This is a genomic window from Rothia sp. HMSC071F11 (genome assembly GCF_001809115.1).
GTDB classification, from domain to species: domain Bacteria; phylum Actinomycetota; class Actinomycetes; order Actinomycetales; family Micrococcaceae; genus Rothia; species Rothia dentocariosa.
Genome location: NZ_KV795770.1, coordinates 15,017 through 27,216 on the forward strand (window position 1 = coordinate 15,017; position 12,200 = coordinate 27,216).

8 protein-coding genes and 1 tRNA gene are annotated in these 12,200 nt (G+C 54.0%); all 9 read right to left on the reverse strand.

Features of this window, described 5'->3' with window-relative positions:
• Positions 1 to 477 (reverse strand): FHA domain-containing protein FhaB/FipA, encoded by a 477-nt coding sequence (locus HMPREF2554_RS09540; protein WP_004006321.1) that lies wholly within the window; start codon positions 475 to 477, stop codon positions 1 to 3.
• Positions 477 to 1,388: an FhaA domain-containing protein gene (locus HMPREF2554_RS09545; protein WP_070554996.1), complete on the reverse strand. Its 912-nt coding sequence runs from the start codon at positions 1,386 to 1,388 to the stop codon at positions 477 to 479. The genes HMPREF2554_RS09540 and HMPREF2554_RS09545 overlap by 1 nt, the downstream gene beginning before the upstream one ends.
• A 253-nt stretch (positions 1,389 to 1,641) precedes the next feature.
• A tRNA-Leu gene (locus HMPREF2554_RS09550) sits at positions 1,642 to 1,728 on the reverse strand.
• Positions 1,729 to 1,849: 121 nt separating this feature from the next.
• Entirely contained in the window at positions 1,850 to 2,200 is a 351-nt protein-coding gene (locus tag HMPREF2554_RS09555) for a PLD nuclease N-terminal domain-containing protein (RefSeq protein WP_070554998.1), read from the reverse strand.
• 48 nt (positions 2,201 to 2,248) lie between these two features.
• Complete coding sequence (locus HMPREF2554_RS09560; protein ID WP_070555000.1) at positions 2,249 to 3,802, reverse strand: alanine/glycine:cation symporter family protein; 1,554 nt, start codon at positions 3,800 to 3,802, stop codon at positions 2,249 to 2,251.
• Between the two features lie 341 nt (positions 3,803 to 4,143).
• Complete coding sequence (lysX, locus tag HMPREF2554_RS09565; protein WP_083297470.1) at positions 4,144 to 7,446, reverse strand: bifunctional lysylphosphatidylglycerol synthetase/lysine--tRNA ligase LysX; 3,303 nt, start codon at positions 7,444 to 7,446, stop codon at positions 4,144 to 4,146.
• Positions 7,447 to 7,841: 395 nt separating this feature from the next.
• Positions 7,842 to 9,197: a Na+/H+ antiporter NhaA gene (gene nhaA / locus HMPREF2554_RS09570; RefSeq protein WP_070555001.1), complete on the reverse strand. Its 1,356-nt coding sequence runs from the start codon at positions 9,195 to 9,197 to the stop codon at positions 7,842 to 7,844.
• Positions 9,198 to 9,435: 238 nt separating this feature from the next.
• The gene (locus tag HMPREF2554_RS09575) at positions 9,436 to 9,960 is read right to left on the reverse strand and encodes a ferritin (RefSeq protein WP_013398195.1); all 525 of its coding nucleotides are present in this window, start codon (positions 9,958 to 9,960) and stop codon (positions 9,436 to 9,438) included.
• Positions 9,961 to 10,183: 223 nt separating this feature from the next.
• The gene (locus HMPREF2554_RS09580; RefSeq protein WP_070555003.1) at positions 10,184 to 10,726 is read right to left on the reverse strand and encodes a MarR family winged helix-turn-helix transcriptional regulator; all 543 of its coding nucleotides are present in this window, start codon (positions 10,724 to 10,726) and stop codon (positions 10,184 to 10,186) included.
• Positions 10,727 to 12,200: the final 1,474 nt, after the last annotated feature.

The following is a 12,200-nucleotide window of genomic DNA, read 5'->3' on the forward strand; positions in this document are numbered from 1 at the left end:
TTACCCCCTCAGCTGCATAGTCGTTCCGCCCACACGGAAATCGACACCCGGCTCAATAGCGGTAGCGCGGGTCAGCTTTTGGTTGTTTACGAATGTGCCGTTGGTTGAGCCCAAATCCTCCAAGAACCAGCGAGAACCCTGTGGGAACAGACGGGCATGGCGACCGGAGGCGTAATCGTCCTGCAACGAAACCTCAATATCATTGGCGCGACCGATAGTAACCGGGGAGTCACCCAACTGCATCATAGCTCCCGCCTGCACTCCCTTGGTGATCACCAAGCGGGAAGGACGTGCAGGAGGAGCTGCAATATGCTGCGGTTGCGGCTGCGAGTCTGCGGCAGATTCTACGGGTACGGAGCGGAAGTTCTTGCCCAGCCCCAAATCGCGGCGGGCGGCTGCCACCACGAAAAACACAAAGAACCAGAGCAACCCCAAAAACGCAAAGCGCAGTATGGTTACAGTTAGCTCGGATGCCATTAACGTATACCTCCAGAGGCAATTGAGCGGAAGAGAACTCGGGCTCCGCCCAACTGTAACACCGCTCCATCTTGGAGAACGGTAGGGGTTTTCAGCGGAAAACCATTCAGCCGGGTTCCATTGGTTGAGCCCAAGTCGGTGGCAACATAGTTGCCTCCCTGGCGGGAAATCTGTAGGTGGCGGCGCGAAATACCCTTGTCAGCCAGCCGCACGGATGCATCGGAACCGCGACCGATGACGAGAGGTGCCCCAGAAAGCTCATACCGCTGCCCGTTAATATCCACAAAGGCATGATGCGCCACGGCACGTTGCTGCTGCGGAGGATTCTGCGGGGAACGCGGTTTCGGCGCGGACGCGGCAGGTGCCTGCTGTTGCTGCTGCTGAGGCTGTTCCGTGCGACGCGGCGGAGTAGCCCGCGGTTTTGTAATTCTGGTCGGCAGACCGGTATCACGAGCCGGGGCAACAGGGGCGTAGTCGGAGGCGCCGTGGGCGGCACCGGCGGGAGGAACATAGTTCGTCGCACCCGAGGGCGGAGCCTGGAACGCCTCAAAACTGGGCACAACCTCGAACTCGTCGGCTTCGAGATCGGCAATAGGACTGAAGGTAATACGTACAGCCCCAATCAGCGAATACCCCTGCGCACGCGCATGCGAAATAGCAAGATTGCACAGCTCAACCGCGAATGGGTTGCCCCACTCCCGCACGCGCGAAAAATCGGCGCTCGAAAAGCGAACGTTGAAGATATTTGGTGCCATCGTATGACCGCCCTGGTCCACATATGAGGCATCATCCATCGACGTGCGAATACGGTTAGCTACATCAGCCTTTGCGAAGGTGCCAAAGCCTTTAGAAAAGCCAACGGTACGACCGATGCCTTGCTCCAGTCGTTCCAACTTATCAAATAACTTCATTGCCTCCTCCTTTATGGCTCGGGCCGGATGTCACCCCTGGCATCCCGTGGTTGGGAACCCGAAGGGTTCAGTCTAGCTTTTGTAGCTGTGCATTTGCTGTGTTAGGTGTGAGTGCACACACCCAACTCTATTCTAGGGGATAGTGTGACCACCATGCCGATAATATACTTTTTACTCGTAAAATATAGACTCGAAAACCCCAAATGTTGCCGACACAACAAAAAATCCCCGGCTCATCAGAACCGGGGATTGCTGGTGCGCGAGGGGGGAGTTGAACCCCCACGCCCTCACGGGCACACGGACCTGAACCGTGCGCGTCTGCCTATTCCGCCACTCGCGCAAGTGTCATACGACTCAAAGAGCCGCAGGCAACATATAGAACTATACAGGCTCCGTAACAGACCGTCCACTTCGGTATTCGTGAACTTACTCACCGAAGGTTGAAATTGTCATAGGATATGTTATTTTCCTTCGTCGTGAGGGTTCGAGGTGGTATCGGTCTGATCTGCGGCGGGCGCATCCTTTTTCTCGCGATGCACGCGCAAAAACCACGCCAGCGCACCAAAATAGGGGAGCACCAGAATGAACAGAAGCCATTTGAGCTTCTGAATCTCGTTGAAGTAGGGGCTGCGATGCACCGTAAAAATGCAGTACAGCACCGAAGCAATCCAGATAAAAATCAGGGCAAGCACCGTGTACTGGTAGATTGCCTGCGCCGTCGGACTCTGAAAAAGCACAAGAGGAAACACCGAAAAACCTAAAGTCAGCACGTCTTTAGTATGCCAGAGGATACGCCAAGCGCCCGAGAACATAAAATTTATGTCCTCGGGCGCTGCGGGGAGAGTTATCTAGGTGAAGCGTTATACATTCGCAGCCTTTGTGGCGCGTTTAGCCGCAGCTGCCGCATCACGCTCAGCCCAGAACTCGCGGGTGGTCACCTCATCGGTGCCGTCCCAAGCCGCAAGATTCTTAATCTCAGGCATATCGGATGCCTTGAAAATAGGCTCCACACCGGATTTGCGCTGCCGCTCGTAATTCTTGAGCACCGCAACGACCTTCGGCGAAAGCCACACCACCGCAATCAGGTTCACAATCACCATGCCCGCGTTGAGCATATCCGCCGTGGTCCACACCAGCTCCAGCGATGCAATTGCCCCGAAGAATACGAAGCCCAGCACCACCAGACGGAACACCGTCAACGCCCCGGGCTTCTCAGTCACGAAGCGAATATTCGATTCGCCGTAATAGTAGTTGCCGATGACCGAGGAGAAGGCGAAGAGGAAAATCGCGATGGTTAGGAAGTGGGTGGCCCAGGTGCCGAGCTGGTGGGCAAGCGCATCCTGAGTCAGTCCAGCACCGCGGGTCTTATTGCCATAGGTTGGGTTCGACAAAAGCACGATAAACGCGGTGACCGAGCAGACCAGCATCGTATCGAAATACACGCCCAAAGCCTGTACGTAGCCCTGCTTTGCGGGGTGCGAAATAGTTGCGGTTGCGCCCGCGTTCGGGGCGGTACCCATGCCGGCTTCGTTCGAGAGCAGACCGCGCTTCATGCCCCAAATAACGGCGCCCATCGTGCCGCCCACTACGAACTCGCGCAGACCGAAAGCACCCTGGAAAATCATGAGCAGAACGTTCGGGATTTCGCCCACATTGAGCACAACCACGAACAGTCCCAGCAGCATGTACAGAACCGCCATGAACGGCACCATAAACTCGGTGACCGTAGAAATGGTGCGGATACCGCCGAAGATAATCGCAGCCGTCAGTGCGGCAACGAAAAGGCCTACCACGATGCGGAAACCCATATTCTCGGTACCGGAAATACCGATATTCAGGGAGTTCGCACCAGCTTCCACGATCGCATTGGTTTGTACCGCGCAGAACACAAAACTATAGGTGAGCACGATAAAGCCCACGAAAATCAGGCCCAGCCAGCGTGCATTCAGGCCACGCTGCATATAGTAGGCAGGACCGCCAATATAGGAATCCTTGCCGCGTTCTTTATACAGCTGACCCAGCAGGGATTCGGCAAAAGCGGATGCGCCGCCCACGGCAGCAATGACCCACATCCAAAACACCGCGCCGGGACCACCCATTGCAATAGCGATCGCTACGCCAGCAATATTGCCAGTGCCCACGCGGGATGCCGCCGAAACGGTGAACGCGCGGAACGAGGAAATGCTCTTGCTCCCATCGGCTTCGTGACCGGACGGGTCGGTGAGTACGCGCAGCATCTCGGGTAGGGAACGCCACTGTACGGCGCGGGTGCGGATCGTCAAGAACAGGCCCACGACAATCAAGGCAACGAACAGAAAGTTTTCCCATATCCAGCTTTGAATGCTGTCAACCACACTGGTGGCGCCAGCGGTGGAGGCGTTAATGTCCTGAATAAAATTTACAAGTGAGTCCACAGGTTTTCTCTTTCGTCACGGCATAGAAGCGTAATAGGGATAGCAACTATGCGGGCATGAAGGCGCGAAGGTGCAAACCGGGTAGACCGCACGCCAGGGAAAGAAATTCCCTTTAGAAATTACAGGTACTTATTGTTCCGTTGATGAAGGGTGTACGGCAATCTCATTGGGGGTCTTGTCCACATTTGTAACGAATAATTAATATAGCCGGAACACGGGTGATACTCCGTTTGACAAGCAAAAACATCAAAAAGCTATGGCTGAACCACAATTCATATCAAACATCGTTTAATAGACATAAAAACACTCTCCAGTGGAGAAAATGAATTTTTGACTACATGCTACTTCACGGGTTTAACAAACGGGAAAGAAAGCACCCCGCGAATCTGGGTCTGCGCCATGAGCATCGCCAAACGGTCAATGCCGATGCCCAGCCCGCCCGTCGGGACAAGCCCGGTCTCAAGGGCATACAGAAAATCCTCATCAATCTGCATGGCCTCCGGGTCTCCCGCGGCAGCCTTGAGAGACTGCTCGGTCAGGCGGCGGCGCTGTTCTAAAGCATCCGTCATCTCGGAATAGGCGGTTCCCATCTCCATACCGTTAATCACCAAATCCCAGCGTTCCACCAGATGCGGCTTGGTGCGATGCGCACCCGCCAGGGGAGAGGTCTCCACCGGAAAATCCGTATAAAACGTGGGGAACACAGTTTTTGCCTCTACCAGCTCGCCGTAAAGCTCCTCAAGAATGGCGCCCGCGCCCATGTCATCACGCACATGAATCTGATGCTCATGCGCCAGCTCAAGCAAAGTCTCAAAATCTGTTTCACTCGAAATATCGCGCCCCAGCGCACGCGAAAGGGCCTCGCATACCGAAACTGCCCGCCACTCACCCGAAACATCCGTGAGAGTACGCTCGGTACTGCCCTTCTCGCCCAGCGGAAGTACCTCAGAACCATAGACGGCCCGGGCAGCGTTCTTGATGAGCGTTTCGGTAAGTTTGCGCATGACCGTGTAATCTGCGTAAGGCTTATAAGCCTCCAACACCGTGAACTCCGGGTTATGGGTGGCATCCGCGCCTTCGTTGCGAAAATCCCGCCCCAACTCATAAACAGCGCCCAAACCGCCAACCACCAGGCGTTTAAGATACAGCTCGGGCGCTATACGAAGCGTCAGATCCGCACCATAGGCGTTAATAAAGGTTTTGAAGGGGCGCGCGCTCGCACCGCCATGAATAGTATTCAGAATCGGGGTCTCAACCTCGGTGAACCCTGCATCATTGAGCGTGCGGCGAATGGCAGTGATCAGTGAGGAGCGCATCCGAAGGTTTTCAAGCTGCTGCGGATGCACCAACAGGTCGGTCGAGCGTTTGCGGATGCGCGCCTCCGGATCATTCAACGCCCCGTACGGAATGGGGTGTAGACACTTCGCCGCCATCTGCCAGCTATGCACAATGACGGATGCCGTTCCGGTGCGGCTAGCCCCCGCCGTGCCGGTCACGAGCAGAATATCACCCGTATCGACAGCGGACTTGAGAAGCTGAAACTCGCGCTCACTCACAAGGCTGCGCTCGGCAATAATCTGTACCTGTTTGCCTTCCTCAGACAGGGTCAGGAAGATAACCCCGCCGTGGTTGCGGATAAACCGCACCCTGCCCGATAGGGTAAACTCCCCGCTTGGAAGCGTATGGTTACTCAGCCCATCGTGCACCTGCACCGTCGAATACTCGCACGTGACTCCCAGCGGGTACGGGTTCATGCCGGCATCACGAAGCATCTGCAGGTGACGAATACGGTGCTTGGTCTGATCGCTGAAGCGGTGTTCGGGGGCCTGCGCCTCGCTTGGACGCACACGCTCAATCTCGTGCACTCGCGCGATCTGGTCTTCGGTCAGGCGGTGCACTTCATGGCGCTGTTTACGTGCCGAAAAATCGGGCAGGAAGCCCTCGGCAACCCCGGCCGCTGCCGCAACGTTCAGGAAAGCCAGCGTCGGTTCCGCAACCATATAGCGCGGCATCCACTCCGGGGCGAACTTGAGGTTGAAGCGGTACAGTCTCTCCAACTGAAGGAACCTGTCTAAAACCCCCAGCGACCGAGAGGCGAACCTGCTCCAGGCATTGGCACCGAACTGATCTGCGTTCTCGTACACGTGGCGGAACATAGCAAAGTTCAGTGAAACACGCGTGATGCCGTAGTCGGGGGTATCCTCCATAAGCTGGGCAACCATATATTCCACGATGCCGTTGGGGCTGTCGGGGGAGCGGCGCATCACATCCAGCGATATGCCGGTGCGGCCCCACGGCACGAATGAGAGGAGGGCAACCATTGTGCCAGCAGAATCATGCGCCGAAACAAGCAGATTGCGACCGTCTGCGGGGTCTGAGAGCCTGTTGAGTGCCATCGAGAACCCGCGCTCAACCTTGCCGTGACGCCAAGCGTTCACGTTATTTTCCACCTCGTGCAGCTGCTCGGGTGAAAGCTCACGATGCCTGCAGATTCTCAGCGTGTAACCGGCCTTACGAACCCGCTGGTGGGCGTGGCGTACCTCCGTAAGCGAGGTATTGTTCAGGCTAAAACGTGAGACCTCTAGAATGGCTTCGTCCCCCATGCGGATTACGCCCAGTCCCCGGCGTGCGAAAGCTCTGGCGCCGTCTTCACTCACGCTGATGGCGGCGGGAATCCAACCGTAGCGGCGCACTTGGTGCATCCACCGGTCGATTGCGGAACCCCAGGATGCCGGATCGCCCACCGGGTCGCTGGACGCCAAACATACAGAGCCCACTTGCCTGTAGGTGACGGCGGCGCGCATATCCGCCGAGAAAATCACCTGCTTATCGCGGCGTGTTGCAAAGTACGAGAGTGAATCGTTCCCGCCATACTCCTGTAAAAGTTCGCGCAGGCGCAATTCCCGATCGGCGGTCCAGGTATTAGGGACACGGTACCCCCGCACCACCACATACACCGCGATCAGTGCAAAAATTCCGTAGAACACGGATGCTGCCCCCACCACCGTGGCACCCGGGTTTGCACCCTTGAGTTCGGGAAAACTATCGAGCCCTAACCCCTGTTTGAGCAGGTGGGGAACCGTAACCCCCGGCACGTGATGCCCAAAATACCAGGCCAGCAGGGTTGTCACCGTTAGCCCGCCGAGGAAGACCACGGTTGCCAATACCCATGAAATTCGGCCTATATGCGCCGGGAAAGCAGAGCGTGCCAGGATGAGAAGCGGAATAAAGATAGCCGCCACAATAATAGCTACGGTGTCGAGTGTGGAGGAGAAAAATTCTTCGCTCGGCATCACGTTATCGGGGAAGAAGAGCAGAAGCGCACTTCGTGTTCCGATGAGGATGCCGATGACTTGAAAGAAGATGACGGCGTAGAGGGCGGCTCGTTTACGGGTAATCAGAGCGGATGTCATGACCACCATGATGACTGCGCTCACCAGCGTATGACTTGATGGGATGTTAAGCAGGCTCGCGGTGATTTCCCACCAGGTGAACCCGTGGCCCCTGCGAAGCGGGGAAATAATCCAGGTGAAAAGTGTCAGAATTGTCGCGATTGAGTAGATACCGATAACCCAGCGGGCGATGATTTCCGCATAGCGTGATGTCGTGTGATGGGCTTCTGTGCCCTGTTTCTGATGTGCCATAAACCGTTCTCCACCAATCACTCGGTACTTTTCATTCTACGGACATGCCGTGTGTATGCGTAGAATCTGAGGACGTAAGACAGCGCACCATTGGGGTGGAGGTCGAAAGCGCTGCCAGGGGTCGCCATGCAGGGAGTGCTTTGAATGCCATATGGCATACGCGGTAGACTCCCCACCATCGATATATTCCAAAAATAGAATATATCTGAAAGGGTGCAGTACGGTTAGAGGTGTTGGGCTGGATGTTTAGAAAAAGCTCTCAAACCTGAGAAATATCAGCTATATTCCAGAACGAGAATAGAAAAATCCGGTGGTGATTCTTAGGGGTGTCACCACCGGATTCTTAATGCTTGGGCAAGGTACTTACCAATACTCCGCCGCCGAACACGACCTGGCTAAGACTGTGTTTTGCGTTGCTGGAACACGTCCGGAATGCCATCCATATCGGCATCCACGCTCTCCTTTTCCGCCAGTAAACGGTAGTGCTTATTGCGGCGGGAGAGAATCAGAGCACCCAGAATTGCGGCGGTCACTGAACCGAAGAGAATAGCGATTTTGGCGTCTTCACCGTGCGGCGATCCACCGGTGAATGACAGTTCTGCCACCAGAAGCGATACGGTAAAGCCGATACCGCCGGTAACCGCAAGGCCTATGACGTCAATCCACTGCACATCCGGGTCTAGGTTGGCGTGCCTGAACCTGGTAACCAGCCAGGTGGTTCCCGTAATACCGATGGTCTTGCCGAAAACGAGGGCGAGCATAATACCCAGGGAGACCGAATCGGTGAGGGCCCGCTTAAGACCGTCAAAACCGCCCATAGCAACACCGGCGCTAAAGAAGGCGAAGACCGGCACGCAGATACCCGTAGAAAGGGGGCGGAAACGATGCTCGAAAACCTCGGCGAGACCAGCATCCGCGCCCGCAGCTTCGGTACGTTTATTGAATTTAACCGGAACACAGAAACCAAGCACCACGCCGGCAATGGTTGCGTGAATACCGGATTCAAGGAAAAGAGCCCACGTGATAAAACCCAGGGGCAGAAGCAGAATCCACGCCGCGGCGGGCTTGAGGTGCAGCATTTTTTCGCCGCGATAGGCGATAAAGGCGAACAGCGAGATAGGGATGATCGCAAGGAGCAGGTATTCGCCGTGGAATGTGCCGGTGTAGAAGATTGCAATAATGCAGATAGCGATCAGATCATCAACCACCGCCAGGGTAAGAAGGAAGATGCGCATTGCCGAGGGCAGGAACGTTCCCACGCCCGCCAATACGGCGACCGCGAAGGCAATGTCGGTTGCCGTGGGAATGGCCCAGCCATGTATAGCTGTGGGGCTGCTGAAGTTGATAGCGGTGTAGATGATGGCGGGGGTAATTACGCCGCCGAAGGCTGCTGCGATGGGAACGATCGCGGTTGCCGGTGATTTGAGGTCACCGATCGCGAACTCTTTTTTGAGTTCAAGACCGGTCAGGAAGAAGAATATTGCCAAGAGACCATCTGCCGCCCAGGTGCCTATCTTCATGTGAAGGTGGTGAAACCCTGGAACTTCGGGGCCTATAACGGTATCGCGCACCCCGAAATAAATATCTGCCAGTGGGGTATTGGCAAGAACTACCGCGAGGACGGTCGCCACCAGCAGGATGCTGCCGCCCACGGACTCCGTGCGCAAAATATCTGCAACTCGCTTAGAGTTGCTGTAGGATCCGCGGCTGAAAACTGTATTTTCTGAGTTCGGTGTCTGTGATTGGGTCATATTCTCTGTAGTTATCCTCCGGATAGGAATAATCTTTACTATTCTAACGCTCCTACCCAGGAGATGGTATTTTTTGCTTCTAAAAGTATAAATATACTTAACCAATATATGCCATTTTGGGCATATATTCTATAACGTAAGTGAAATTTCAAGGTTAATATAAATATTCTCGCCCCTGCCGTAATATTGGCTCGGAGCGAGAATATAAAAATTATGCAATTATGAGGTGTGAGATACCTTAGGACCCTGCAACGGCAGGAGCGGAGCTGTCTTCGCCGTGCGACTCATCGAGCTCACGAGCCACATAGTTTTCGATGTCGAAGAGGTTTCCGTTTGCACGCTTCACGATGGTGACGAGGGTTTCCATCGATGCAACTTCCTCAACCTGTTCCTTCAGGAACCAGAGGATGAACTGCTCACCCAGAGCATAGTTTTCGTTGCGTGCTGCGGAGAAAAGAGCCTCGATCTGACCGGTGACTTCCTTTTCCTGCGCCAGGGAAAGATCCACGATCTCCTGAACATCTTTAAAGTCATTCTTGACGCTCGGAACTGCGGGAATCTCAACCTTGTGGCCGCGATCCAGCTTGTACTGAACCATCATGAGGGCGTGCCCACGCTCCTCCAAAGACTGGCGGTAGAAGTAACGCGCCAACTGGGGAAGGTCCTCACCATCAAGCCAAATCGCCATTGAAAGGTATTGGTGGGATGCGGCAAACTCGTGACCGATCTGTTCGTTGAGCAGATCATAGAAGGACTTAGACATAACTTTTCTCTCCTTGAAATTAGGGTGTGTGTTCTATTTGCGTAGGGTACAGTGCAACGCTGTCGAACCCATCATAGAGGGCCGAATCAGCACTGTATAGAGAGAAAAGGCTAATCTGGAGGCGTATTTAGGGGTTCCTGAGTTCGGTCTATCACACCACAACAGAACCGTTATGATGTGCTCGCAAGCCTCGGAAAATCCGGATGTATTCATTCGCGCAGGCTTAGGCGGGGTAACTTCCGCGTCGCAAACTCGACGATGAAATAAGTTTAGAAGGCGTATCTCCCAAGATGCTTTCGCCGATATTAGCTAAAGCACGCACCTGATCTTCCGTGAGGTGGTCGAAAATCTCGTGACGTACCTGTGCTACGTGACCGGGTGCCGCATCCTGAAGCTTCTGCAAACCCTGAGGAAGCAGATGGCAAATGCTGACGCGGCGGTCTTCGGCGCTGAGTGACCGGGACACGTACCCGTCTTTCTCCAGTCTGGCGACCACGCGCGAAAGACGCGCCGGCAGAGTGTTTGTGGCCAGTGCCAGCTGCGTCATTGTTAACTCGTGATCCTCTGACTCTGAGAGTCCAACAAGTACCATGTACTCGACATAGCTCAAATCGGCATCCTGCTGAAGCTGATTATCGAGCTGCCGTGTGAGGTTGAAGATGATCGAGCTGATAAACAGCCATCCCTCACGTTCTTCTTCATTTAGCCATTTGGGCTCCGCCTTCTCTGGAAGATTGCCAGAGACGGTGGTTGCTTGTTTGGGCATGAGTGTTCCTCCTCGCACCTCCAGCTTTTAAACTGAGCGCATATATAAGGTGTGTAAAGTTCATTGTACTTGTTAAGACAGCAAACCCTCAGATATTGCTCAAAACTTGGTATGTCTTTCCTTAAAGTACACACTGGCGGCACAAATTTGTCCGAAATACGTCACACCATTGTCGGCGTGTCTTCGACAATTTGCCCGGGAAATAGCGCTTCCCGAATGAAATCACTGTAATGATTACCTGTAAAAAATACTTGATAATTCAAGGTTTTACACGTAAAGAAGGTAAAATTTTGAGGCTGCTTAGGTAGTACTCGCCAGGAATATTACAAAATGATTAAAAAAATTTGGGAAAAAATACCATTTGGGTTTGCACATGATAAATAAGCGTGTACACTGGTATGCATAACGGGGTCGAAAAAGAAGCCCGCGGGGCGAGACCGGAAGCTCAAACCGACAGGGTTCGACTCTCTATTTATCGGTGATTGTCGTCGGTGTGCAGGTAACCTGCATTTCTACCGGCGGTTGTGCGGTGCGGGTACTGTTCGTGGTTGGGCGGTCCCCGCGCCGTTCTTTTTAAGAATACCCTACGTACCCCGCCAACACTAGCAAGAATGCCTCATAGGTGGGCAAGCGCACATCAAAAAGGTTGCGCGGCGTCTATGCTCGCTACTTCCCCGGTATTTCGGGGGTTTTCTATTAATTTTTCCCCCGACGGTCACGGTCTTTCATGCCTTTCTGCACGGCGTGGTGCATGGTGGGTCGTGCGGGATCGCACGCAGTACGCCAGATCCATACCTTAACTACCCCGGCAGAGCAGGATGCGCCCGGCGTGTCGCGTTCCTGCGCATTCTGACATTCACAGGCGTGCATGACCTCTCTCGATACGTGGAACGACAGGGGCAGGCAGTGTAAGCGTGCTCTGGGAGATGCGGCTGATATGACCCCCAATGAACTCTTTCCAAGGCTTTATCCACAGTACTTTTCCACACTGTGGAGAACTTACACGACTGTTATTAGGGAATCTGGCTCACACACGCATCACGCCCACTGTGTCTTAGAACGCACCCGTTAATCCGTGCAAATACGCGAAAATAACTCTGCTATGAAAATCTTCGGTGGACGCATCCAGAATTTTGAGGATGTCGAGACAAGTTTTAAACAGATACTATCCACACCTGTGGAAAACTTTGTGAACAATTTCCACCGGTCATTATCCACAGAATAGGTTGTGCATTATGCACATACTAAATTCTGCTTGTGAAAACTATATGCGGTACTAGCGTGTGAGTTTTTATGGGCGAGAAGACGCTAAAACACAGCGAACACGGTAAAAATTACACGTAACATAACGACACTAATTTTCGGCTTTTGGCGTCATAAATGTCGTTATCTATATGCGACAGAGAACATCAACATGGGTTATCCACAAAGTTTATCCACAGCGTGGATAACTTACATACCTGTTATTTGCGGG

Coding starts and splice junctions, on each gene's coding strand:
- HMPREF2554_RS09540 (WP_004006321.1), bottom strand. CDS start 477: ATGGCATCCGAGCTAACTGTAACCATACTGCGCTTTGCGTTTTTGGGG.
- HMPREF2554_RS09545 (WP_070554996.1), bottom strand. CDS start 1,388: ATGAAGTTATTTGATAAGTTGGAACGACTGGAGCAAGGCATCGGTCGT.
- HMPREF2554_RS09575 (WP_013398195.1), bottom strand. CDS start 9,960: ATGTCTAAGTCCTTCTATGATCTGCTCAACGAACAGATCGGTCACGAG.
- nhaA (WP_070555001.1), bottom strand. CDS start 9,197: ATGACCCAATCACAGACACCGAACTCAGAAAATACAGTTTTCAGCCGC.
- HMPREF2554_RS09580 (WP_070555003.1), bottom strand. CDS start 10,726: ATGCCCAAACAAGCAACCACCGTCTCTGGCAATCTTCCAGAGAAGGCG.
- lysX (WP_083297470.1), bottom strand. CDS start 7,446: ATGGCACATCAGAAACAGGGCACAGAAGCCCATCACACGACATCACGC.
- HMPREF2554_RS09555 (WP_070554998.1), bottom strand. CDS start 2,200: ATGTTCTCGGGCGCTTGGCGTATCCTCTGGCATACTAAAGACGTGCTG.